The 24,374-nt window shown below is 60.8% G+C and carries 23 protein-coding genes and 2 pseudogenes; 6 read left to right on the top strand and 19 right to left on the bottom strand.

Annotated features, from left to right (window positions below; translation table 11 throughout):
- Positions 1–3: 3 nt before the first annotated feature.
- The 3 genes from CWS35_RS15910 to CWS35_RS15900 form a co-directional block, all read right to left on the bottom strand.
- Positions 4–876 (bottom strand): branched-chain amino acid ABC transporter permease, encoded by an 873-nt coding sequence (locus CWS35_RS15910; RefSeq protein ID WP_100952461.1) that lies wholly within the window; start codon positions 874–876, stop codon positions 4–6.
- A gap of 88 nt (positions 877–964) precedes the next feature.
- Positions 965–2,149 carry an ABC transporter substrate-binding protein gene (locus CWS35_RS15905; RefSeq protein ID WP_100952460.1) on the bottom strand — a complete coding sequence of 395 codons (1,185 nt, stop codon included), beginning with the start codon at positions 2,147–2,149 and terminating at the stop codon, positions 965–967.
- A 294-nt stretch (positions 2,150–2,443) separates the two neighbouring features.
- Positions 2,444–3,103 carry a TetR/AcrR family transcriptional regulator gene (locus tag CWS35_RS15900; protein ID WP_100952459.1) on the bottom strand — a complete coding sequence of 220 codons (660 nt, stop codon included), beginning with the start codon at positions 3,101–3,103 and terminating at the stop codon, positions 2,444–2,446.
- Positions 3,104–3,595: 492 nt separating this feature from the next.
- On the opposite strand from CWS35_RS15900, the pseudogene CWS35_RS40100 reads away from it, so the two are divergent.
- Positions 3,596–4,237, top strand: a pseudogene (locus CWS35_RS40100) (tannase/feruloyl esterase family alpha/beta hydrolase); the annotation flags it as partial.
- Between the two features lie 79 nt (positions 4,238–4,316).
- On the opposite strand, the gene CWS35_RS39540 reads toward CWS35_RS40100, so the two are convergent.
- On the bottom strand, positions 4,317–4,463 hold the full coding sequence (locus CWS35_RS39540; protein ID WP_245439058.1) for a carboxylesterase family protein: 147 nt from the start codon (positions 4,461–4,463) through the stop codon (positions 4,317–4,319).
- 117 nt (positions 4,464–4,580) lie between these two features.
- On the opposite strand from CWS35_RS39540, the gene CWS35_RS15890 reads away from it, so the two are divergent.
- On the top strand, positions 4,581–5,438 hold the full coding sequence (locus CWS35_RS15890; RefSeq protein ID WP_100952457.1) for a LysR substrate-binding domain-containing protein: 858 nt from the start codon (positions 4,581–4,583) through the stop codon (positions 5,436–5,438).
- A gap of 332 nt (positions 5,439–5,770) precedes the next feature.
- On the opposite strand, the gene CWS35_RS15885 is transcribed toward CWS35_RS15890, so the two are convergent.
- From CWS35_RS15885 to CWS35_RS39005, 14 genes and pseudogenes are all read right to left on the bottom strand, one after another.
- Complete coding sequence (locus CWS35_RS15885) at positions 5,771–6,610, bottom strand: SDR family NAD(P)-dependent oxidoreductase (RefSeq protein WP_100952456.1); 840 nt, start codon at positions 6,608–6,610, stop codon at positions 5,771–5,773.
- Positions 6,611–7,119: 509 nt separating this feature from the next.
- The gene (locus CWS35_RS15880; RefSeq protein ID WP_100952455.1) at positions 7,120–7,896 is read right to left on the bottom strand and encodes a cyclase family protein; all 777 of its coding nucleotides are present in this window, start codon (positions 7,894–7,896) and stop codon (positions 7,120–7,122) included.
- Positions 7,897–7,925: 29 nt separating this feature from the next.
- Positions 7,926–8,915 (bottom strand): fumarylacetoacetate hydrolase family protein, encoded by a 990-nt coding sequence (locus CWS35_RS15875; RefSeq protein ID WP_100952454.1) that lies wholly within the window; start codon positions 8,913–8,915, stop codon positions 7,926–7,928.
- 57 nt (positions 8,916–8,972) lie between these two features.
- The gene (locus CWS35_RS15870) at positions 8,973–9,683 is read right to left on the bottom strand and encodes a TetR/AcrR family transcriptional regulator (protein WP_100952453.1); all 711 of its coding nucleotides are present in this window, start codon (positions 9,681–9,683) and stop codon (positions 8,973–8,975) included.
- Between the two features lie 223 nt (positions 9,684–9,906).
- A complete protein-coding gene (locus CWS35_RS15865; protein ID WP_100952452.1) occupies positions 9,907–10,605 on the bottom strand; it encodes an ABC transporter ATP-binding protein in 699 nt (232 codons plus the stop codon).
- A pseudogene (locus tag CWS35_RS40395) lies at positions 10,523–11,352 on the bottom strand (ABC transporter ATP-binding protein). Before CWS35_RS40395 ends, CWS35_RS15865 begins: the two are co-directional and overlap by 83 nt.
- The gene (locus CWS35_RS15855) at positions 11,349–12,320 is read right to left on the bottom strand and encodes a branched-chain amino acid ABC transporter permease (protein WP_157817159.1); all 972 of its coding nucleotides are present in this window, start codon (positions 12,318–12,320) and stop codon (positions 11,349–11,351) included. The pseudogene CWS35_RS40395 and the gene CWS35_RS15855 overlap by 4 nt, the downstream one beginning before the upstream one ends.
- Positions 12,317–13,219 carry a branched-chain amino acid ABC transporter permease gene (locus CWS35_RS15850; RefSeq protein WP_100952450.1) on the bottom strand — a complete coding sequence of 301 codons (903 nt, stop codon included), beginning with the start codon at positions 13,217–13,219 and terminating at the stop codon, positions 12,317–12,319. The genes CWS35_RS15855 and CWS35_RS15850 overlap by 4 nt, the downstream gene beginning before the upstream one ends.
- 229 nt (positions 13,220–13,448) lie before the next feature.
- On the bottom strand, positions 13,449–14,201 hold the full coding sequence (locus tag CWS35_RS15845; RefSeq protein WP_157817158.1) for an SDR family NAD(P)-dependent oxidoreductase: 753 nt from the start codon (positions 14,199–14,201) through the stop codon (positions 13,449–13,451).
- 130 nt (positions 14,202–14,331) lie between these two features.
- On the bottom strand, positions 14,332–15,078 hold the full coding sequence (locus CWS35_RS15840) for an SDR family NAD(P)-dependent oxidoreductase (RefSeq protein WP_157817157.1): 747 nt from the start codon (positions 15,076–15,078) through the stop codon (positions 14,332–14,334).
- A gap of 2 nt (positions 15,079–15,080) precedes the next feature.
- On the bottom strand, positions 15,081–16,349 hold the full coding sequence (locus tag CWS35_RS15835; RefSeq protein WP_100952447.1) for an ABC transporter substrate-binding protein: 1,269 nt from the start codon (positions 16,347–16,349) through the stop codon (positions 15,081–15,083).
- 39 nt (positions 16,350–16,388) lie between these two features.
- Positions 16,389–16,898: a nuclear transport factor 2 family protein gene (locus tag CWS35_RS15830; RefSeq protein ID WP_100952446.1), complete on the bottom strand. Its 510-nt coding sequence runs from the start codon at positions 16,896–16,898 to the stop codon at positions 16,389–16,391.
- Between the two features lie 182 nt (positions 16,899–17,080).
- A complete protein-coding gene (locus tag CWS35_RS15825; RefSeq protein ID WP_100952445.1) occupies positions 17,081–18,643 on the bottom strand; it encodes a porin in 1,563 nt (520 codons plus the stop codon).
- 208 nt (positions 18,644–18,851) lie between these two features.
- Entirely contained in the window at positions 18,852–19,037 is a 186-nt protein-coding gene (locus tag CWS35_RS39005) for a hypothetical protein (protein ID WP_157817156.1), read from the bottom strand.
- Between the two features lie 139 nt (positions 19,038–19,176).
- Here CWS35_RS39005 and CWS35_RS15820 point away from each other — a divergent pair, with 139 nt between their 5' ends.
- The 4 genes from CWS35_RS15820 to CWS35_RS15805 all read left to right on the top strand — a co-directional run bounded on the left by CWS35_RS15820 (position 19,177) and on the right by CWS35_RS15805 (position 23,023).
- Complete coding sequence (locus CWS35_RS15820; RefSeq protein ID WP_100952444.1) at positions 19,177–20,346, top strand: S9 family peptidase; 1,170 nt, start codon at positions 19,177–19,179, stop codon at positions 20,344–20,346.
- A 116-nt stretch (positions 20,347–20,462) separates the two neighbouring features.
- Positions 20,463–21,341: an acetoacetate decarboxylase family protein gene (locus tag CWS35_RS15815; protein ID WP_371682850.1), complete on the top strand. Its 879-nt coding sequence runs from the start codon at positions 20,463–20,465 to the stop codon at positions 21,339–21,341.
- Positions 21,342–21,380: 39 nt separating this feature from the next.
- Positions 21,381–21,926: a cupin domain-containing protein gene (locus CWS35_RS15810; RefSeq protein ID WP_100952442.1), complete on the top strand. Its 546-nt coding sequence runs from the start codon at positions 21,381–21,383 to the stop codon at positions 21,924–21,926.
- Between the two features lie 95 nt (positions 21,927–22,021).
- The gene (locus tag CWS35_RS15805; protein ID WP_100952441.1) at positions 22,022–23,023 is read left to right on the top strand and encodes an NAD(P)H-quinone oxidoreductase; all 1,002 of its coding nucleotides are present in this window, start codon (positions 22,022–22,024) and stop codon (positions 23,021–23,023) included.
- Here the strand turns inward: CWS35_RS15805 and CWS35_RS15800 are convergent.
- Entirely contained in the window at positions 23,020–24,048 is a 1,029-nt protein-coding gene (locus CWS35_RS15800; RefSeq protein ID WP_100952440.1) for an SMP-30/gluconolactonase/LRE family protein, read from the bottom strand. The two genes, CWS35_RS15805 and CWS35_RS15800, sit on opposite strands and share 4 nt — an antisense overlap.
- Positions 24,049–24,374: the final 326 nt, after the last annotated feature.

Raw genomic sequence — 24,374 nt, 5'->3', positions numbered from 1 at the left:
CGATCAGACCCTGGTCACGGTGCGGCGGCCGAGCAGGCCTTGCGGCATCACGAACAACACCACCAGGATCATGATGAAGGCGAACGCATCCTTGTAGGTGGAGCTGAGGTAACCGGCACCCATCGTTTCCAGCAGACCGAGCAGCAGGCCACCCACGACGGCACCCAGCGGATTGCCCATCCCGCCCAGCATCGCGGCGGCGAATCCCTTCAAGGCCATCATGGTGCCGACGTCATAGCTGGTCAGCGTGATCGGCGTCACCAGAATGCCGGCGAGCGCGCCGATCGCAGCCGAGCCGCCGAACGACAGCGCCATGATGGTCGCCGTATTGATGCCGACAAGGCGTGCCGCCAGCCGGCTCGCCGAGGTCGCGAGCACCGCCTTTCCGATCAGGGTCTTCTCGAGAAAAACATAGAGCACGATGACGGCGACGGCGGTGCCGCCGATGACCCACAGGCTCTGCGGCTGGATAGCCGCGCCCAGCAGGTTGATCGGCGCGTCGCCGGAGAATGCCGGCAGCTTGTGGAACTGCTTGTCAAACACGACCTGGGCAAGACCCTTGAGCAGGATCGACGCGCCGATTGTGATGATGATGAGGGACACGGCCGACGCATCGCGCGCCGGCGCGATGGCGAGCCAGTACAGCAGCAGCCCGACCACGACCGATGCGATCACCGCGATCAGCGCGGCGATCGGCAGAGGAACGCCGGCGGCCGACACGAATACCGTGACCATGCCGCCCAGCATCACGAACTCGCCCTGCGCGAAATTCACGACGTCGGACGCGTTATAGATCAGCGTGAAGCCAAGCGCGACCAGCGCGTAGACCGCGCCGACCGTGAGTCCGGAGAAAAGGAATTGAAGAAATTCGGACATGAACGACGAGCGGCCCCCTCTCCGTGGGACCGCGACCAGTCGCGGCACCCACGGTTGCCCTATGTTGCGCAGTATGTCGCACGGATTCTCAGGTTCCGGGCGGAATCAAGGTCCAGTCCCCGCCCTTGATCTCGAGCATCCGGAACGCACTGAGATCGAGGCCAAGGTGATCGGTCGGCGACATCGTGACGATTCCGCCGGTGCCGACAAAGCCCTTGGTCGCCTCGATGGCGTCGCGGATCTTGTCGGGCTCGGCCGAATTCGCCCGCTTCAGCGCATCAACCAGGATGAAAAGCCCGTCATAGGCGTGGCCGCCGAAGGTCGAGACCGGTTGCTTCGCGGAGGCCTCGTAGGCCTGCTTGTAGTCGACCACGACCTTCTTCTGCGGATCGCTGTCCGGCAGCTTGTCGCCGACCAGCAGCGCCGCAGCAGGCAGGCGGACGCCGTCGGCGGCCGGACCGGCGAGCTCGATGAAGCTCTTCGAGGCAACGCCATGGCTCTGGTACAGCGGCGTCGCCGACATGCCGAGTTGCGCATAGTTGCGCGTGACGATCGCGGGGCCCTGGCCGAAGCCGGGATTGACCACGGCTTGAACGCCCTGCACGCCCTTGATCTTGGTGAGCTGCGCCGTCATGTCGGTGTCGCGCGGGCCGTAGGTTTCCTCGGCGAGGATCTGGATGCCGTAGTTCGGCGCGACCTTCACGCATTGTGCCCGCATCGACGCACCGAAGCCGTCGGTGCCCGAGATCATCGCAATCCTGGTCAGATTGCGCTGCTTGAGGTTTTCAAAGATCTTCTCGCACGCCATCTTGTCGGTGTGCGGCGTCTTGAAAATGTACTTGCGCACGGGATCGACCACCTCGATCGCGCCGGCTAGCGATATGAAGGGCACCTTGGCTTCCTCGAACACCGGGACCATGGCCATCGTGGTTCCAGTCGTCGTGCCGCCGACCATCGCGGCGACCTTGTCGTCCTCGACCAGGCGCGTGGCAAAGGTGCGTGCCTTGTTGGCATCGCCGCCGTCGTCGTAGATGACGAGCTCGATCTTCTTGCCCTGGACGCCGCCAGCTGCGTTGATCTTGTCGACGTAGAGCCTGAGCGTCTTGTCCTCGGGATCGCCGAGGAACGACGCTGGTCCGGTCACCGAGAGCACCGTCCCGATCTTGATCGTACCCTGGGCGGAGGCCGGAGCGGAGACGGCGAAGGTGGCGGCCGAAACGCCAAGCAGCAAGCCGACGGCCTGCCGCCAGTTCAATCGAGCAAGATTACTCATGGTGTGAGACCTCCCCTCCTCGCGCGCCAATCACCGGCGCGTCGTATTCCATCTTGTTGGGTCGAAACTATAATTGACCAACCGGTTGGTCAATAGTGATTCAGTCGCAGATCATGCGACCTTCGGTCATCGGAAACCGCAACGGGAGGTAGTCCGGGTCAGCAACCGTGTGCCGCGATGGCCCCAACGGAGATCGCGCCTGCCCCTCAACAGTCCGGATCGCCGGAATCCCCCTCAGCGCCGGAGACCTATGAGTTGCTGACGATGAATGCGACGCGGACCTAACTCATCGCGTCAGAGCAGCGCAGCCTGCCGGCTTCGGCCGGCGGACTTCGCCTTGCTGCGCGGCCGGGTGGCGGCGGCAGCCGCGTCCGCCGCACCGGCCAGCACCAGCTGTACGACGAAATCGGCATAGTCGGCGCGGCTCATCAGCCCACCCTCACGGAACCACATGTAGTGCCAGTTCAGCATGCCGAAGACGCTCATCGTCAGCGGCTTGAGTACCCGCTTCTGCTTCGCCGCCGGTACAGCCGCGGCCAGCGCATCCGACATGATCGCGACGAGGACCCGTTCGCTCACGAGCAGCGGTTGCTGTTTCTCCTTCGGCAACAGCTTGAGGCTTGCGATCTGGACCTGATGCTCGGCATCGGCATGCCGGTAAAGTTCGAGCAGAGTCGTGACGATCGCGCCAAGGCGCTGCACCGGATCCCCGGCCCAGGCGCTTGCCTGCTGGACCGCGGCAACCAGCTTCTCGAGATGGGACGAGAGAATGTCGAAGAGGATGGCTTCCTTGTCGGGATAGTAGTGATAGAGCAGCGCCTTCGAAACACGGCACGCATCCGCGATCGTGTTCATCGACGTGCCGACATATCCCGATGCCGCAAACAGCTCGGCCGAGCGATGCAGAATTGAGAGGCGCTTGTCGTCGTAGTCCTTGGCGCGGGATCGGGCCATATCCTGTCCATTCCACCGGCCGGCCGTTCGGCCCTCGTCATGGGACGCGATTCAATGACGGCAAATTTCCTATTCCGATTCCGCCCCTGTCCGCGACCGGTCCGAGCGCCATTTATTGGCCATCCGGTCGGATAATGCCAGGGCGGAGTTGGAATGGCCCCCTGCCCCTCTATCAAGCCTTGGGAAGCGGCACGCACTGACACCGTGTCGAGTCGGCGGACAGCGGTTCGGCGACGCGAAGGATCGACCTGCATCGACGCATGCGCATTCCTGGAATCGGTCTGCCGGCTTACCCAGGGCGCGCAAGCTTTGCACCGCCGCCCGGTCCCGGAGGTGAACCTATCGGCTTTATCTCTTCGGGAAGAAGTCACCGCCCTTCACAGGACTGACATAGAAAATTCGCTTTCATTAACTAACCGGACGGTCAATTTTGATGCCGCCAAAAGGCGAAGCCTCCCGCGGGGGGCAAATCCAAAACAGGGGAGGTAATCAATGAGCAGATGCGGACTGCGCTTGAACTCAGGTCATTTCGCGCCAACCGGACTGGCCTTCATCGGGGCACTGCTGACGACGACCTTCCTCGGCGCAAGCCAGGCGCTGGCGACAACTCCCTGTACCGGTCTCGCGTGGCTGCAGATCCCGAACACGACAATCACCAGCGTCACGACCGTCACCGCGACCGCCACGGCGCCCGCCTACTGCAACGTGCTCGCCACTGTCGCTCCGCAGACCGACATCCAGGTGCAATTGCCGGACAAATGGAAAGGCCGCTATCTGCACCTCGGCGGCGGCGGCTTGGACGGCACGATCGCGAAGAACGCGCCGGCGTCGTACAACGTGAACCTGCTTGCCGAAGGATATGCGATCGGCGCCTCGAACGGCGGCCACCGGGCAGCGCAGTTTCCTGGCCCAAGTTTCGCCGGCGACCAGCAGCTCGTTCTCGGCTACGCCTACACCGCGATCGGCGACACCGATACGGTCGCCCGCGCCCTGATCCAGGCGTATTACGGCAAGCCGGCAGGCCATCGATATTTCGACGGTTGTTCGAACGGCGGCAAGAACGCCTCGGTCGCGGCCTCGCGATTCCGCAACGACTACGACGGCGTGATCGCCGGCGACGGCGTCTGGGGCCATGCCGATGAACACGTCGGCGGCGGCGACATGGCAGGCCTGACAGCGGTCTGGGCACGTGTCGTCAACGTCACGAGCACGCTCAATCCCGCCACCCAGCCCACGGCGTTGCCGGCGCCGGCGGCTCGAAACGCAAAATTCCAACGGGAGGTGCTGCATATGGAATCGCGTGGAAGGTCGAAACGAGATCATGGCGCCGTCCAAGGACCGTGCCCTGCTCAAGCTGCACAAGTACGTCGACTGCATGGCTCAACGACCTTCCCCTCTTCAGCTGTCTCGATGGCGATCACCGGCTTAGGGTGAAATTTTCGCTTTGATGACAGGACTAGAAATAGTTTGATGTGGCGTGTCGAGATTGGGTCGATGGAATGGGACGTTTCGATATTGGAACACCGTCTACGAGCGGTGGTGGATCACGGGGACGGTCGACGATCTGGTTCTTCTCTCGGAGATTATTCAGGCCGGAAGTCTCTCGGCTGCGAGCCGGAGGACGGGCATACCAAAATCCACGCTGAGCCGACGGATGGACGATCTCGAGAAAGAACTCGGCGTCCATTTGCTTAACCGCGGCCCCCGAAATTTCTCCGCGACCGAGATTGGCTCATCGATCTTTGAACGCGGGCAAAGAATCAAAGACGAGCTCAGCGCGATTAAGGCGCTGGCAGAAAGGCGCACCAACCATCCGGCAGGCGTCCTGCGGATTACCTGCCCGGCCATTCTGGCTGAGGTGCTTGTCGTCGATTTCGCCGTGACTTTTGCAAAAAGGTATCCAGACGTTCTGCTCACTCTCAACGTGTCCGGGGGATCGTTTGAGACCAGGATCGAACACTACGATCTTGCAATCCAGCCGGCGCGCGAGACCTTGGCCAACTCCGAACTGGTTCGTCAAAGATTGGTTGGCGCACCCTACTATCTCATCGCCGCGCCCGATCTGATGCGCTCGCTCGGAAAGTTGCCGACACTTGGGGGTCTCAACCACTGCCCCGGCATTGGCTTGGCAGCCGACGGCTACGCCTCTCGATGGAAGCTCGTCAGTCGAGCCGGTAAAACCGCCGAGCTCAACGTTGCCCTGGCGATCAATGCCAACAACCTGAATGTTTTCAAGCAAGCTGCACTCAATGGCTTTGGGCTTGCGCGGCTCCCTCAAATCATGTGCGAAGCCGAGTTGCGTGATGGACGACTGATCCTGCCATTGCCGAACTGAACGCCCCCGTCGGTCACGATCTATGTGCTGTATCCTTCGCAGCAATCGCTGACGCTCGCCGGCAAGCTGTTCATTTCCGGCCTCAAGACGCATCTGCGCAAAACCATTGGTGATCAAGACGACAGGGTGCAGACATCATTGCCGGAGTGACACGCGGGCAGAAGGTTTTGGCAAACCCACGATCCACTGTTTCGCGGGCGGATCGAGACATCGCCATCCCGTCGTGTTAACCAAGGTCGTTCCCGGAAGCCCGCGTCCCAAAGCCGCAACGTGGGTCAAACGTCGCGAAGACAACAAGCCTGCCGCCGTCTCGAGTGGAACGCTGCTCGTCGTTATTGCGACTGTGCCCTCCGCACGACCCCGCCCGTATTCATGCCACCGTCGATCGCAAGCTCGGTGCCGGTCACATAGCGCGACGCATCCGCGGCGAGATACAGCACACCTTGCGCGACATCGAATGCGTGGCCGGCCCGGCCGAGCGGCGTGGAAGATTTGGCGCGCTCCCCCGCAACGTTCGGCGCATTCTGACCGGCACCGGACGCCCAAGTCGAGTTCTTGCCCCAAATCGGCGTGTCGATAATGCCGGGATGCACCGAGTTGACACGGATTCCATCGCCGACTTGCGCACATTCCATCGCGATCGACTTGGCAAACAGCCGAACGGCGCCCTTGGTCGCGCTGTACCCGGAAAGGCTGTAGCCGGCGAGGCTTGTCGCTCCGCGCAGGCCGGCCACGGACGACATCATGATGACGGAGCCGCCGCCATGCCTCCGCATCAGCGGCAGGGAGTGCTTTACAGAGAGGAACACACCGTCGAGATTGATCGCGATCTGGCGGCGCCAGTCCTGCAAAGTCATGTCGACGATCGATGGCACGGCGATGCAGATTCCGGCATTCGAGACCAAGGTGTCGAGGCGGCCGAAGCGCTTGCCGACCTCTGCGGCGACCTCGATCCAGCGCTCCTCGCTGGTGACGTCCTGCTGCAGGAAGATCACCTCGCGCCCGGCGTTTCTAAGGCGCGCGGCCAGGTCGGCCCCCCGCAGCTCGTCAATATCGGTTGCGACAACAGTCGCACCCTCTTGCGCCAATAATTCTACGATTGCCGCGCCAATGCCTGAAGCGCCCCCGGTCACCAATGCGACCTTGCCCCGAACTTGTCCTGACCTTTCCACTCCCAACCTTCTCAATCTTGCGTCATAGCGCCGGTGTCGTTCCAGTGCGCCATCGGCAGTCCTGCTGCCGCAGCAGCAGGAAGCATGGCCAGGTACGTCCGACATGAACTTCGGGATGACCTGCAGAAGGCGACAGATGCCGCAGCGGGTCACTGCGTTCGGCGTGCTCCGGCCGTCATACGCTGAGAGTCCGTTCAAGCCAGCCCGTGATCATCGGCAGAACCTCGGATAATTTGGTAATATGCGCAGGAACCAGCACTGGGCTCAGGCGCCTGCGATCGCCGGACTTCCCGCAATGGATCCAACGTCAAGAACCGCGCCCGATTCATTATACGTATGTATAATATCGGATGGCGATCGGGTCAATTGAGAACTCTCAGGCCATGCATCGCGGCAGACAGCAATACGGGCAGCCGAAATTCCAACTTCTGGCCGAGCGAGCTGGTCGCTCGTCAACTAGACCGGCTCAATCGTCAGAATGAGATCCGACCTTCTCCCAAGCCAGCGCTTCAGCCCTCGATGATCGCGACCGCTCTCGTCCATCCCGCCGACGCGCGCTCGATCTTCACCGGGAAGCACGACACCATGAACCCGGTCGACGGCAGCTGCTCTAGATTGTGCAGCTTCTCGATGTGACAGTAGCCGATCTGCCGTCCAGCCTTGTGTCCTTCCCAGATCAGGCGGGCGTCCCTTGTCTCTGCATATTTCTTCGCGGTGTAGACAAACGGCGCGTCCCAGCTCCAGCCGTCGATGCCGGTCAGCCGCACGCCTCGCTCGAGCAGATACATCGTCGCCTCATAGCCCATACCGCAGCCCGAGGTAACGTAATCCTGGCGGCCATACTTGGCGCCGGCGCTGGTGTTGACAACGACGATCTCCAGCGGCGACAACGTGTGCCCGATCCGCTTCAGCTCTGCTTCGACATCCCCAGCGGTCGCGACGAAACCATCAGGCAAATGCCGGAAGTCGAGCTTCACGCCGGGCTGGAAGCACCATTCCAGCGGCACCTCATCGATGGTCCATGATCGCTCGCCGCGATTCATGGTCGGATGGAAATGCCAGGGCGCATCGAGATGCGTGCCGTTGTGGGTCGAGAGCGAGACCTGCTCGACAGCCCAGCCCTGCCCGTCCGGCAGATCGGCAGCCTTTAGTCCATCGAAGAACTCCAGCATGCGCGGCAGTCCCTGCTGGTGGTCGATATACTGAATAGCCGGATGACCACCGGGCGGATCGGCCGGCACATCGTTCTGGAGCGGAACGGAGATGTCGATCAACTGGCGTGCCATGACGGTTTTCCTTCTTAGTGTTGCGAGAGCTAAGCGTTTTGCCGTTCAACCCTGTTTTTCAGAACACCGATCTTTTCGACTTCGAGTTCGACGACATCGCCGTGCTCGAGATACCACCCGATTTCCAGTCCGCAGCCATTCCCGACCGTCCCGGACCCGATGAATTCGCCGGGCATCAGGGTCTCGTCCTTGGTGACGTGAGCGATGATTTCCTCGAACGAGAACAGCATTCCATCGGACATGCTTTGCGATCTCATCGCGCCATTGACTCGTGCTTCCATCTTGAGCTTGTAAGGATCGCCGATTTCGTCCGGCGTAACGATCCACGGCCCCATCACGTTCCCGCCATCGAAACTCTTGCCCTTGGCGGGCCCCAGCCGACCTTCCATTTCGATACGCTGCGCGTCGCGGGCGGAGAAGTCGTTGAAGATCGTATAGCCAAAGATGTGATCCTTGGCCTTCGCTGCCGAAATATTGGCGCCCTTGTTTTTGGTGATGATCCCAAATTCGAGTTCATAGTCCATCACCTGGCTGTAGCGCGGCCACTTCACCGTTGTGTTGGTGCCGCGAACGCTGAACCGGTTCGTGATGTAGTAGATCGGCTGCTTACGATAGATTTCTGGCAATTCACCCAACGGCTCAGCGTTGAGGCGCGCGAGTTCGGCCATATCATTGTTGGCGCGCGCCGCCAGCTTGAGCTGCCCGCGCGGGGCCTGCAGAATATGAAGCGGGAACGACATTCCGTCACGCATCTGCCGGGGCTCCGGAATCGGGGCAAGGATTTCGACGCTGGCGACGCCTTCGGACAGCGTCTCATCCTGACCGCTCTTGTCGAACAGCGTTCTGGCATAGTCCAACGTTGATGGCCCGGCATCAATCAGAGACAACATCGACGCGAAGGCCGGATAGCGCTTTCCTTCTCGATCTGCAGCCTTCGCCAGATCGAACACCTGCAAGTCGTTTCCGTGAACCAGACCGATCTTTTCCTGGGCGCCGGATTTGAACGTCGTAAGTTTCATCTATATCGCCTCTTGCTGTTGATGCACGCTACCTGGTCTCGTGCAGTCGACAGATTCTCAATCCGGTTTTGGCCCGCGACTGGCGACAGCCTTGAAGCCGCCTTCCAGAAAAACACACAAGGTCTCGTACATCGTCGCGAGATCCCTCGATTTGAACTTCCCTTGGGACAAGGTCTCGATCCGCTTCGGTCTCGCGCACGCAGTTATCATCGCTCCAACGGCAAAGGAGAACGCCTGATACAGTGCCTCGCTGGGCACGTTAGGTAGAGTACGCTGCAGTTCGCCCAAATACTCTCGCGCCACTGCGTTGAAATGTCGGTCGGTGAGTTCGGTCCACTCCGCACTGGCGACCGCACTCCCGACAAGCTGGGTGTAGTTGCGCCAACCGGTCTCGTTCCTCGAAGGCCGCGCCATGATGGCTCCAACATAGCCCTCCATGAGGATGCGTACCGGGATTGGAAATCCCTTGCTGTGCACTCGCGCCTGCTCGAGGAATGCGAGCCGCTCCGCATTCAGAACCTCCGAACGTCGGCCCAGTACCCTGTCCATCAGGTCGAGTTTGGAGCCGAAATGGTATCCGACAAGCGCGAACTGAAAGTCCGCATCTGTAGCAATATCGCGGATCGACGTGCCGTGATATCCGTGCCACGCAAAGAGCTTCTCGGCACTGTCCAGGATGCGCTCCCTGGTTTGCTCGCTGTCGGCTCTGGGTTGCGGCATGCGCTTTCGAGGCACGCTTGCACGTGAGGTTTTTGTCGTGCTGGCCATACAATTCCCAGAGTCAGTGGCTGCGCATAAACTTTACGTTGTGCTTCTTCATGCACTCCAACGATATATTGTGCATTCCACGAATCGTCATAGTCAAGATCATCGTTCGCCGCTTCTGCCGAGAATCCAGACTCAGTCGCGCCAGCAGCCGCCGCGGCGTTGTCGATGCCTACGGCACGCCCGATGTGAGGACGGCGCGGGAAACTGCTTTCCATCCCCAACGCTATAGCTCAAGGTAGCGTTGTCGCACTGCCGGGTCAGACAGCAGCTCCCGAGCCCCGCCCTGGTAGACGATCTCGCCCTTGGACATCACGTATGCTCGATGGGCCAACGCCTTCACCGATGCCAGCGACTGCTCCACGAGCAACACGGCCGTTCCGCGATTGTGCACTTCCTGGATCATCGCATTCACGCGCTGGACGTACATCGGCGCCAAACCCTCGTTGGGCTCGTCGATCAGCACGAGATCCGGATTGCCCAGAAGGGTTCTTGCGGTGGTCAGCATCTGTTTCTCGCCACCCGACAGGTTGCCGGCAAGCTGCCCTCGTCGTTGCTCCAGCACAGGAAATATCTCGTAGATGTCGGACAGCGTCCAAGGACGTGTCGAGCGGGACGGGCGCATCGCGACGCGCAGATTCTGCAGGACGGTCAGTTCCCCGAAAACGCGCCGGTCTTCCGGCACGTAGCCAACTCCCGCGCGCGCGACCCTGTATGCGGGCAATCCCAATACGTTCTGCCCCTTGAAGGAGATCACCCCGCCCCTTGCCTGAACAAGACCCACGATCGCTTTCATCGTGGTCGACTTGCCAACCCCATTGCGGCCGATCAGACACACGATCTCACCGGGCTCCACGCGCAGCGAAACGCCCCGCAAAACTTGCGATTGATCGTAGAAGACGTCCAGGTCCTTGACTTCGAGCATTACTCATGTCCCCCAGGTACGCAGCCTGAACCGCAGTGCTGGAACGAACCTCCCCGGGCGTCCCCGTGATGAGCACCTTTCCTTGGTGGAGCACCGTCACGCGATCCGCAAGGTTGAAGACCACGTCCATGTCGTGCTCCACCATGATGAGCGTCTTGTTCTCCGAGACGGTGCGCAGCAACTCAGTCGCAGCACTCGAATCCTCTGCGTTCAATCCCGCACAGGGCTCATCCAGTAGCAGCAGGGAGGGAGAGATCCCAAGACACAAGGCGATCTCCAATCTGCGCTGCTCACCGTAGGCAAGCATTCCAGCAGGGACGTCCTTTCGCGACCAAAGCTTGAGCAATTCCAGAATGTCGCGTGTTCGCGATCTGACCGAATCGATACGATCGAGCCTGCGCCAGATTTGCCAGGTTACGCGCTGCTGGCATGCAACCGCACTTTCGACATTCTCCTCGACCGTGAGCGCCGGAAAGACATTGATGATCTGAAACGCCCTGCCTATGCCACGTCTTGCAATCGCAGCTGGGCTGCGGCCGGTCACGTCCTCCCCGAGAAGTGCACGGTGCCGCCAGTTGGCTTCAAGGTGCCGGAAAGGATATTCATGAATGTGGACTTGCCCGCTCCATTCGGACCGATAATGGCGTGGCGCTCACCCGATCTGATGGCGAGATCAATGCCATTGAGGACCTTGAGCGCACCAAACGACCGGTGAATGTCCCGTACTTCCAACGCAGGATGAGTCATGCCGGAACCTCACCCTGGATCGGCGCTTGCCGATACCGACAGCGTTGAATTCTGCTCAGAACTCCGCTGATTCCCGCTGGCACGAAGAGGACGAGCGCAACAAAGATCACGGCGATGACAAATCGCGGATGCGAGGTAAACCCCGGAAGAACATCTTCGAGACCAGTGTAGACGGCGGCACCGATAGCCGGGCCAAGGAAGCTGCCGCTTCCGCCAATCAGCGTCATCATGATTACGTCCCCCGACAGTCCGAACCCGAGCGCAACCGGCGATACGAAGCCCTGATAGATGGCGTACAATGCGCCCGCCAATCCGGCGGCAATTCCGGAGACATTGAAGGCCGCAAGCTTAACGACACGCGTATCGTAGCCAAGGAATGCAGCCCGCGATTCATTCTCACGGAGGAGAATAGTCGCTCGCCCCAGCGGGGTACGTAGGTACCAAGCAAGCAGACCTGCCCCGAACACCAACACAGCGAGTGCAACCCAGCACAACAGCACCGTTTGCGAAACGGCACCGTTCGAGACGCCCGGTATCGTGATCTGCGGGGTGGACATCATCAAGCCGTCCTCGCCCCTGGTCACGGCGCGCCATTTGCTGGCCACAAAGAAAGCAAGTTGGCAGATCGCCATCGTCATCAATGCGAAGTAGCCGCCGCTAAGGCGCATGAGCAACAGCCCGGAAAGCGTGCTTGCCGCAACCGCGACCCCGATCGCAATTAGAAAAGCAATCCACAAAGACCCGTCAGGATTCCAGTTGAAGTAGATCGCGACAGCATAAGCGCTCAACCCAAAGCATAGGTTGTGTCCAAACGACAACAGACCCAGATAGCTGAACAGGAAGCAAAAGGAGATCGCAAACAGGCTCAAGTAGAGCATCTCCGTGAATATTCGTGTCTGAGACGGTGACAGCCACAACGGCAGGAGTGCACCCACGAGACAACAGACAACGATACCAGCGGTCTTCATGCGCGCTCTCCCAACAAGCCCTGCGGTCGCCACGCAAGCACGGCGATGAACAGCACCAGTGGACCCGCTGCCGCCATGTCGGGAAGGAACATGATGCTCCAGGTCTGCACCTGGCCCATCGCCAACGAAGCGACGAGCGCGCCGGTAACCGAGCCAAAGCCCCCGAGTACCACAACGATGAACATGCTCATCAAACTGGTACTGGCCAGCGAAGGATCGGCCTGAAAAATCGGGCCGGACAGGCACCCGGCCAAGCCGGCGAGCGCCGTTCCGGCCCCGAAGACGATCATGCGCACCCTGGAAGTGTTGATACCCAGCGCTTCTGCCATTCCCGGATCAGCCACGACTGCCCGCACCGTCACACCTGCGAGGGTGCGGAGGAACAGGAAGAGCAAAAGGACTGCGAGCGCAGATGAGGTCGCGAGAACGAACAGGCGATAGATCGGATAGCGCCCAAAGGGAAGACCCAGCGACCCAGACAGGAGGTCCGGCCCAGGCACAGGCAGCGGCTGCGCTCCCCACACCCAAAGCACGGTTTCATTCACCAGAAAGAAGAGGCTGAAGGTCAACAACAAGTCGTGGAAGTGCGACTTGGCATGTCTGAGCAATAGCCTCTCCGTCGAGGCCCCAATGCGAACAGCAACAAAGGTACCACGAGGAGCGCCAACCAGAAGGAAACACCGGTAGCAAGCGCCGCTACAGTGAGGTACGTGCCAAGCATATAGAAGGAGCCGTGCGCCACGTTCGCGATTCGCATGAGACCCATGACCACGGAAAGGCCAGCCGTGATCAAGAACAAGATCATCCCGTAGACGACCCCATGCAGAGCCTGGATGCCGAGAAGTTGGATACTCATCACGCGACGGACCTTGCGCGAAAGATGATTGGCATCTGGCCAATGAACGTGTTCTGCATGAGTGTCTCCCGTCCTGTCGTCTGTTCTGTCACTGCTTTGCCAGGGGTGACGGCCGCGCTTCCGTGCATTGCCTGAATACGTTGAAGGAGGCCGATCATTCTCGCTTCGTCATCGTTTGCTCGATGCAGAGAACACATCTCAGGCGGGCGCGAAATGTCCGGCTACCGCGCATCGCGCGGGATATGCGGGCCGCACCTACCCTGTTTGAGCTGCTACGCCATGAAGGAGCCGCCATTAACATCGAGCGTGGTTCCTGTGACGTACTCGGCAGCGTCCGACGTAATGAAGGCTACGGCTTCCGCGATATCCAACGCCTGCCCGACTCGCCCTAGCGGCACCGACTTGCCGAACGCCTCCAGGTCCCAGCTGCCACTTGTCATGCGGGTTTGCGTCAAGCCGGGCGCCACGCAGTTCACCGTGATGCCCAGGGATGCGAGTTCGAGTGCGAGAACGCGGGTGAATGCGATCACCCCTGCCTTCGACGCCGCATAGTGAGCGCTCGCACTCGTTGTCGCAACTCTCGCAGTCTGCGAACTGATCGTGACGATCCGCCCCCATCCGTTGCGCTTGAGATGAGGGATCGCCGCGCGACAAACAAGAAACGTGCCTGTGAGGTTGACGGCGACGACGCGGTTCCAGTCTTCCAGCACCGTCAGCTTCGCCAGGCGAGGACGACCGGCCGACAGCGCAATTCCCGCGCAATTAACCAGAATGTCCAATCGACCCAGTTCGTCAACCGCCTGGAATGCTTCAGCCACGCTTCGCTCGTCGGAAATATCTGCCGCAACACTGACGAATGACGATCCGAGCGCCTCACACCGTGCCCGCACTTCTGCGTTGTCGGTGCCTGCGATGTCGACGCCAATCACGGAACGACAAACCTTGGCAAGTTCGCACGCCGTCGCCGCCCCAATACCGCTGCCGGCGCCTGTCACGAGGGCCACGCGTTCGTTTGGAATGTTCATATCGGACTGCTCTCTCATCATAATGTGCCCTTTGTCCAGCCATGGAGCCGGCGGGCGACGATCTCCCACCCAACTCTCCCATCCACGCCGGTCACGACTACCATCCGATCAGATAACGCGCAGACGACACTCATGGCGTGACCTTTCCGCCGTTGACGTCGAGCGTCACGCCAGTGACGAAGCGCGCTGCGTCCGACGCGAAAAACGCCACCGCCCCTGCGATATCAGTTGGTCGGCCAAGACGGCGCAGCGGGATCGTTCTCGCGTAAGCGCTCCAGTCAACGCCCTCTGCGACCTTGGTTTCGGCGGGACCGGGAGCAACGCAGTTCACCGTGATACCCAGCGGCGCGAGTTCGAGCGCCAGGACTTTCGTGAATGCGGCCACCCCGGCTTTCGATGCGCTGTAGTGAGAGCCCGACGATACAGAGGCAACCCTGGCTGCCAGGGACCCGATCGTAATGATTCTGCCCCACCCGTTCCGCTCCAAGTGAGGAACGGCCTCGCGGCAGATCAGAAACGTTGCAGTCATATTGGCGTCGAGGACTGAATTCCAATCCGCCAGCGACATCTCCTCGGTTGGATACGACCGACCCGCGGATGGCGTCATCTCCGCGCAATGGACCACGATATCAAGACGGCCCAACGGCTCAACGGTCGCCCGATACGCCAGCGCCACGCTCTCCTCGCTTGTCACATCAACGTGACGGGGCAAGTACTGCGTCCCGTTCTCAACGCACCAGGCATTCAGGTCGGGACTGCCGGCGCCATTGCCATTGAGACCAATCACGACGCGGCATGTCTTTGCCAACTCGCGAACGACCTCCGTGCCGATCGCGCTGGCAGCCCCCGTAACGAGGGCAACGCGTTCTTTCGACATGATCAACGTCCCCTGCAACGCGGATTCGGGCTGTCGCTCGGATCGGGCGCGATCTCGTTGCTGGCGATCTCCGTGCCCTTTCCTGTGTAGGGAATATCCCCATAGAACCGCAGGTGCTCGGGAATCGCGTCGGGTTTCACGACCTCCGCCCACCACGCTGGCGAGACCATCTGGTGGTCGCAAGCACGCATGGTCGACCGACCCCAGGGCGTGTCGAAGGTCACCCCTTCGAAGGCTCCGGCCACCGCATCAACATCGAGTGAACCGGCACGTTTGACCACGTCCATGAACCAAAGCCACCAATAGGCGGTGCGTGCGGCGCTGCCCTCGGGGTACCTCAATTGGGGATCGGTGATCTTGTCGTATTTGGTGGTCCATTCCTTGATCAATGAGTTCATCAAGGGCGTGTCACAGGTCAGCATCGCATTCGCCACCGCGTAGTGTCCTATCGCTGCCTCCCGAACGGCGTTGCACAGTCCGGGATCGTTGACGGCCCAACCCAGCACCTTTGGGCGCCAACCCAGCGAATACCCCTGCTGCATCAAGTTGCGCAGATCTGCGCCGTAGGCCATGGTCACGACCAGGCCGGGGCCATTGGCATCGAGCTTGGTGATGTACGGACTGAAGTCGCTGATTGCGAAAATGGGGAAGTATTCTTCGCTGACGATCCGCTGATCCGGCCGGGCCACCTGGGCGAAGCGCTTCTTGAAGCCATCTGCAAGGGCATGCCCGTTCGCATTGTCGGGGTTGAAGAGATACATGTTCTTCAAGTTCGACTTCGCGGCAAAGCTTGCCATCGCCGCGCCGTAGTTTGCGGTGCTCAGGGCACCAACATAGGTCGTGCGTTGAAACTGTTCGCCCGTGATCTCACTTGGAACGGACGACGGCGAAGCGAAGAACTTCTTTTCTTTGGCAGCGGCTTGCGCGGCCACAAGCGCGACCGCTCCGGTCCAGGCTGTGATGGCATCCGCCTTCTCATCGAGCAGCGCTTCACGCACCCGGCGCACACCAAGGTCGTTCTTGTACTCGAAGTCCATCGGCACGACCTTCACTTCGCGTCCCAGCAGGCCTCCGGCATGATTCACCTTGTCCGCGGCGAACCGCATGGCCATGACCTCCATCTGTCCGTACTGAGCCGCCGGACCAGTCAATGGAGTGACGGTCGCGAATTTGATCGGGCCTGTGGCGGCCCAACCTGGTCTCAGGATCAATGCCGGAGCAACAAGCGCTGCACCTTTCAGAAAGGCGCGCCGCGCCAATTGGCTTTGCATCGCTCGTCTCCTTTTCTATCTTGATCGATTGCTTTGAAATCAACTGCGCTGCAGCGGAAGGGACGCGATGACGAGCGGTCGCGCTTCCTCGTGGCCGATTGGCCGAATGGTGCGCTTCGTGATCTTCCACTTTCCGCCAACGTGGCGAAGCTCCCAACGGCTCACGAGGATCCGACGGAATCGATACGACTGCCCTTCCAGGCCGATCAGCTGGCAATAGTTCGTGGCGTGCGCGGTGTCGCCATCGAGCCGAATCGCAGGCAGCGTGACGAAGTGGCAGACACCGGCTTTGCGAAGCGCTTCGAGCTCCGGACTGTCTGCCGACAGGCGCATGACATCCTTGCCGTAGACGCCGCCGTAGTCGCCGCTGTGACGCTCGGGATCGACAAGCCTGTCCACGACGGCCTCATCCGTCCAGTTCTCGAGCCAGAACTCAGTCTCGCCTCCGTCGATGGCGAGAGGGTGCGTCATCAGGAGCTGGGTGATCTCTTGCCGGTCTTCGAGCACCTGGATGCGCTCCACCAGCGCCTTCACGTCGACTGCACTCATTTCATGCTTCTCTCTGTTTCATGGTTCAAGATGTGTCTGCAGTGTTTTCGCGGACGATGCGATGCTCGGGCCGGAGCGACAATTGCCGAACCGTATTCTCAGTCTCGCCTTTGGGAGGGCTCCGATGGGCATATCGGAGCCCTCCCTGGAGGCTGAACGTCGCGAGTTGTATCGATCGGGCCCTACCAGTTGCGTCGGGCGCGGAGGAGCAGAAGGAGCGTGTTCTGGTCCTTGAGCTCGTAGACCGCGGCCGGCTTGCCGATCGCGGCGCTGCCGGGGAACGCGATCGTGCCAGCGTACTTCTGATCCAGGTGGGTGTAGGTCAAGTCAGCCGTGAAGGTCAGATTCTTGACCGGGGTCCACTGCGTCTGAGTGCCAAGCTGCGCGATATTGTAGTCGGGGTTGCAGGAGGTCAGCCCAGCGGCGCCATAGGAAGCACCGAACGAACCACCCACGCCGGTACCGGTCGGGCCGCAGATCAGAGCCTTGGCCGTATCGTTGTAGCGAATTCCGGCATACGCACCGTAGATGCTGGTGTTCCAATACGGGTTCCAATTGTGAATGAATGCGCCATTCATACCCCAGGTCGTGATCAGCTGTTGTGAGCCGCCGGTGACGAATACCGAGTCGGGCGCAATGCCGAAGCCAATGCTCTGGTAGGCGCCTGGCAGATTGGTGCCACCGAAGATGGTGTTCGCTCCAGCAGAACCAGCAAGGTCCTGGATGTTGTAACGGGTTGCACCGTTCGTATAGACACCCTGGATGTTGATGGTGTCACCGGGCCCAGTCGGGATGTTCTTGATCGACAAGGCCAACTGACCGGCCCAGCCCCATTTGTCATCCGGATGACCGGTGAGCTCGGTGCCGCCGTAATAGGCTGCGTGGTTGTCATGCGCGGCCAATGAGGCCTGGAATAGACCCCAATCCTGATTGACGCGCAGCATCCCAACGAAATCCGGAGCAATCGTGCCGGCGTAGTCCCTCGCGCCGTAGGCGCCGAGTGCACCGGTACCGATCACGCCGAGGTTTTGCACGCCAGCCTGATAGTACGCCGTCTGATCCTGGGCAGACAGGGACAACGACGTACCATTGCCGAACTGCGCTGTGTAGGTGAACTGATTCACACCAGTTGCAGCGCCGCCGCCACCGACGAGACCATCGAAGTTGTTGCCCGGATAGTTGATCCAGGGAGCGCTGAACTGCGAGACCGCCCGACCGGCAGTGAATCCGGCGAATTGGATGAACGCGGCGTAGATGCCGAACACGCCGTAAGCAACGCCGCCGCTGGTTGCGTTGGCCGGAGCAGCGGCCGTACCGATCGGCGAGTAGATGGTTGAGCCTGCGGTGGCGCCCGCTCCATAGGTATCCGACGTCCAGCTGAAGTTCAGGTCTGCATAGGTACGAACCGCGCCATACTCAGTCGCGGTGCGCGTATCGATGTTCAAATTTTCACGGGACTGCCACATGTAGCCGTTGGTGAAGCGATTGTTCGCGCCGCCGGCGCCTGACGTGTTGCCGGTATTGTCGACGTTCGTGTTCGCCAGGACATCCATGCGCAGATAGCCGCCAAGCTTGATGCACGTGTCGGTGCCCGGGATGTAATAGAACCCGGGGCCATACAGGGAGCAAACCTTCACGTACTCGACCGCCTTGGCCTTCACAGGAAGATCGGCTGCATGAACTCCGCCAACCGCAACAAGAACCGCCGCCGAACCAAGAATAAGACTCTTTATAACTGTCGTCATTTAATCCCCCCAAGTTGCTCTAGGTTGCCTTACTTCAAAACGGCTCTGCCCCTTTTCTCGGGTACAGATCCGCAACGCTCTTTCCCCCGAGTTGCGCCCGACCGCCGGGCGCATGACCGCGATCACCGCGCCCGTCACGGAGCGCAGCAGGACGTGTTACGTGATGGAGACGTTTCGCCGTCAGCGCCTTCGTAGCGCCGCCCTTTGGCTATGACATCGTGATAGATCTACCGAGCAGCGCATAAGGCGCGTCCAGCATCGGGTGATAAAGAACCCTCGACAGCAATGTCGATTTCCTCGGGATGCACTGCAACGCCTTTGCACGTCGCCGCTCAGCGAGCGTGGCGCTTGTTGCGTCGAATGAAACAGATTGATTGAAGAACATCGCGCTCATTTGACCTCCCCTACGCGCCGACTTTCCGCGACCGTTCTTGCCTGTTGATTCCTTTTTCACTTGCCTGTCAACATAAATTTGATTATACGTATGTACAATGTTTGTTACCTGAAGACTGCTACACGCTAGGGAGAACGGAATGTTTGAATACTTCGAGGGCAACTATCCTTGGAATCTCGCGACCTTGATGACGTTGAACAACGGTGGCCTGATCACCGAGGTTGACGACGTTCTTCGACCGCTTAAGGCGATCGCGGCCAATGCAGACAACGCTGCGAACGAAAAGTTCTGCCTCGCTTGGCGCACTGCCGCACAGAAGGTGGAGAAGACTGCGCAACTCGACGAGCAGAATGGAAACTTCCGCGCTGCGGCCGGCAAATACGCGCGCGCTGCGAACTACTATTTTGCTGCCGAGCGCCAGACCTCGATCCACGATCCCGATCGTGAACGTCTGTACCGCGCCTTTCTCGCCGCTTTCGGCAAGTTCGTGACCCTGGGGCGCGAGAATTGCGAGCGCGTCGAGATTCCCTATGAGAACGGAACGACGCTGCCAGCGCTCTATGTGCGTGGGAAGGGCGATGCGGCGAAAAAGCCCTGCATGGTGCACTTCGACGGGTTGGATGTGAACAAAGAGTTCATCTACATCGGCGGCATGGCCGAAGAACTCGCCGAGCGCGGCATTTCGACGCTGATCGTGGATCACCCCGGCGTTGGTGAAGCCCTGCGCTTCAGGGGCATGAAGAGCATCGTGGAGACCGAGCGGCCGGCGTCGGCCTGCGTCGATTGGCTCATCAAGCGTGACGACATTGATCCCGCGCGCATCGGGATGATGGCCCTCAGCCTCGGCGGCTATTACGCGCCGCGCGCTGCGGCGTTCGAGCCTCGGTTCGCATGCTGCGTCGCATGGGGCGCGATGTATGACGTCGGAATTGGCGTCAGAAAAAGGTTGGCCGGCGGTGGCGGGCAGAAGTCGGTGCATCACTTCTTCGAGCACATCCAATGGGTGATGGGCCTGGACAGCATGGAGGAGGTGCAAGTAAGAGCCGACAAGATGACGCTGAACGGCATCCTGGACCGAATCCGCTGCCCATTCCTCATCGTACACGGCGAAAACGACCGCCAGGTTCCGGTCGAATTCGCCCGCCGTACCTACGAAGAGGCCGTGAACAGCGCCGACAGGCAGCTGAGGATCCACACGGTGGAAGAAGGCGGCAGTGAGCACTGCAGTGTCGACAACCGCGAGCTGACGGTCAGCTACATGGCGCACTGGATCGGCCGCACGCTCAAGGCGCCGAAGGAATTGGCGTGAGCAGGAAGCCCTTTCTCGCTTGCGGCATCGCCCTGCTCTCGTGAGAGCGCCAATCCAGCTCGTGATGTGCATCGGTGGAGAGATCCGCCGATGCACATCACAGCCCATGCCTTTTGATGCTGAATGGAATTTCAATGGATCCAACCAACAGCCTCTCGGGAAGGTCCCCAGGAGGCGTCAGCGCGCGCCCGCGCCATCGGATGCCAACTGTCTTCGGACCCAGCCCCGGCCCGCGCCAAGGCCCCGACGGGCGTCCGTTCGATTGGTCCCGGGCGCCTCGCAGCACGGCATCGGTCAGTTTCCTGACAGACGCATCTCATCTGTCGCAACTGCTGCCTCCCGGCTTCAGCCTGCACGGCGATCCAGTCGTGACGCTCGAGGCGACGACGCTCTCCGACTTGCCTTGGCTGGCTGGACGCGGCTATCGAATGTTGGGCGTCAAGTTCGCCAGCCGGTTTGAGGGACGCCGCGACGTTGCAACAGGTCCCTTTCTCTCGGTGTTGTGGGAGAACCGCCCTGAGCCCATCATCACGGGGCGCGAGGAACTTGGATTTGCCAAGCTCTATGCGGAGCTGCCCGAGCCGCGCACGTTTGCGGGCGTGCAGCGCCACCAGGCAACATGGGAAGGTCATACGTTTCTCGAGATGGAGCTCAGCGACCTGGTCGATGCATGGCCGCCTCAGGTCGCTGCCGCGGCTGCGGCCGACAATCCTCCGACGGGTACGCTGCACTGGCGTTACTTGCCTGCATTGGATCCTGACGACGACGTATCGCAAGCAGTGATAACGCCGGCCGGCGGCTTTGATGTGACCTACGAGACCTTTCAACGCGGCCACGGCAAGGTTCGTTTCATCCGCTCCACATGGGAGCAGGTTCCAACCATGTTTCATATCATCAACGCGCTGGCTGAACTCCCCGTCCTGGAAGGCCGTGGCGCCAGCTTCAGCCGCAGCTATGGCGCCAAGGACCTCAGCGACCAGCGCGTCTTGCGCTGACCTTATCCTCCGCTCCTCTCACTCAATACAGATCCAATCATGCAAAAGCTCTCTCCCGTGCGCCGGGTCATCACAGGCACCAACGAAGCCGGCCACTCCTACATCGCCGAGGATGGTCCATCGCCCGCGATCCTCACGCTGGAGTCGCGGCCGGGTTACCAGAATGCGAATCTCTGGCGTACACATCCCGGAATCGCCGGTGAGGTCAGCCCCGACGACATCACCCAACACGACGGCGTTCTCCCTCCGGCGGGGGGCACTGTCTTGCGTGTGATCGACTTCCCGCCGACGCCGTCCGACCCGGAAGAGCTGCGCCGCCAGCATGCCGTCGTCTTCGAGACCATGTTTCGCGACGCGCGTCATCAACCCGACAATCCGCGTCACGCTGGAATGCACATCACATCGACCGTGGACTACGCGCTGGTGCTTCGAGGAGAGATCACCGCCATCATGGAAGTAGGCGAAACCGTCCTGCGCGCGGGCGATGTGCTGGTGCAACGAGGTACCAATCATGCGTGGGCAAATCGCACGGACGACATCGCGCGAGTAGCATTCGTGCTGATCGACGCACAAGCGCAACCCTGAGCGTCAGGATCCTCGGGGTAACTGCCGCCCTAGCTGCTTCGGCCTCAAATCACCTTTACTCCGCTTCGATGTACTTCAGTGACGAAGGACGAACCATGCCCAATCTGCCCGCGCAAATGACCGTCATCGCCATCAGCAGGCCCGGCGGCCCAGAGGTGCTGGTTCCGGAGACCCGCCCGTTGCCGGTGCCGAAGCCAGGCGAGATCCTGGTCAAAGTTGAAGTCGCCGGCGTCAATCGTCCCGACGTCTCGATGCGCTCCGGTTCCTATCCGCCGCCGCCCGGCGCAAGCGACCTGCCCGGCCTCGAGATCGCAGGCGAAGTGGTCGCGCTCGGCGAAGGCGCTGCGCGACACAGGATCGGCGACAAGGTGATGTCGCTGGTCGCCGGCGGCGGCTACGCGCAATATTGTATCGCACAGGACGGCCAGGCGATGACCGTGCCACCTTCGCTGTCGATGCAGGAAGCCGGCGCCATTCCGGAAACGCTGATGACGGTCTGGCACAATGTGTTCGAACGCGGCGCGCTGAAGGCCGGCGAGACGCTGCTGATCCATGGCGGCTCGTCGGGCATCGGCACGATGGCGATCCAGCTTGCCAAGGCATTCGGCGCCAAGGTGATCGTCACTGTCGGCGCGCAGGACAAGGCAGACGCCTGTCTCAAGCTCGGTGCCGATCATGCGGTCAATTACAAGACCGAGGATTTTGTCGAGGCTGTGAAGAGGTACACGGACAGCGCCGGCGCCAATGTCATCCTCGACATGGTCGGTGGCGATTATGTCGACCGCAACTATGAGGCTGCGGCGATCGAGGGCCGCATCGTTCAGATCGCGTTCATGTCAGGAGCTCTGAAGGCTACCGCCAATTTCGCCAAGCTGATGTCGAAACGGCTGCACCACACCGGCTCGACGTTGCGTCCCCGCAGCATTGTGGAAAAGGCGGCGATGGTCGCAGCCATCGAGGCCAAGGTGATGCCGTTGTTGCGCGATGGTCGTGTCAAGCCACCGATGGACGGTACCTTCCCGCTGGAACGGGCTGCCGACGCGCACCGGCGGATGGAGACCAGCGCGCATATCGGCAAAATCGTACTAGTCGTCTAGCGCGGCAAGCGCCAGTGGGCCAACGGCATCCCGGCAACTGGCGAGCGGAAGCTGGCAAGCGTGCTTCCCATCAGACTGCCGAGGTAAACGGTCTGCAGATCGGGGCCACCGAAAGTGACGCTGGCCATCCACGGCGCAAGCGTGCCGTGGGCTTTTGCCATCACATCCATCGTCAATGTGCCGGCTGCGGAATGAGCTTCGAGAGCAGCATTGGCCTCGGGATTGCCGTCGTCCAGCAACTCCAGCACGTCGCCCTCGGGCGTGATTGCCACCAGCCGGTCGGACATGATCATCGTGATCCATAGGTTACCGAAGGCATCGAAGGCCATTCCGTCCGGCGAACCGGCGCCCAAGGAAGACGACCCGAACACTTCGCGCTCGGACAACGAGCCATCGGCCGCCACCCGCAGACGAGAGATCCGCTTCGCGGCGCTCTCCACGACATAAAGCCACTCTTCCTTCGCGTCCAAACGCACCTCGTTGGTGAACGCGAATCCGTCGGCGACGATGCGCGCGCCGCGTTCGTCGAGAAGGATGATGTATCCGTCGCGGATGCCCGGCCTCAACGCATCTGTCCATGGGTTGATGCGCGTAGACACCGTGATCCACAGCCGATTTTGGGAGTCGCGCAAGACGAAGTTCGTCTTTCCTATAGGCTGGCCGTCGACTGTGTCGAGTAGCACCCTGCTTTGGCCATCGTCACGCCGCATCAGCTCCAGTCGATCGGTACCAAAGTTCGCAATTAGCAGATTTCCGTCGGCATCGAACGCCAGTCCGTTCGGTAGGGTCCCGGACGTGAAGCGGCTCTGCAAATCGCCAGTGCTGTCGAAATGCGAGTCTGCCTGCTGTACGACCAGTCGTTGCGATCCATCGGGCCGGATGTGCATGACCCCTCCGCGGGCATCGGCCACCCACAGATCGCCGCCGGGTTCGGCCAGAACGCATTCGGGGCGCTTCAGGTCAACGCCGACGGGCGTTACGAGCCGCCGGTCCACCGTCCAGCCCTGCAGAGGGTTAGTGATCATATTGCCTCCAAGGCTTTTCGAACTGAAGCACCGGCGCCAGTGCCGTACTTTGATTATACGTACGTATAATATTAGAATTTCCGCGTGTCTACTGACTCCCGGGCTTGTTGGACTAGTAGTTGCGCGCGAATGGACGACGACGATCGAACCGGATATCCCCGTTCCAAAGATTGAAACAAATGGGTAAGCTGACGTCGCCTTTCAGGACTAAAACGCCGCCGTAGGTGGCGGCGTCATGCCCTATCATCTCAAACCAGCAGCCATGGCCACCACGACTAGAACCTCACGACCAAGCGCGCCTCGAAAGCGCGTACCACAGCCCCGAG

This window comes from Bradyrhizobium sp. SK17, assembly GCF_002831585.1.
Lineage (GTDB): Bacteria > Pseudomonadota > Alphaproteobacteria > Rhizobiales > Xanthobacteraceae > Bradyrhizobium.
Note: the sequence above shows the minus strand (reverse complement) of the source record. Positions and strands in the feature narration are given on the sequence as shown.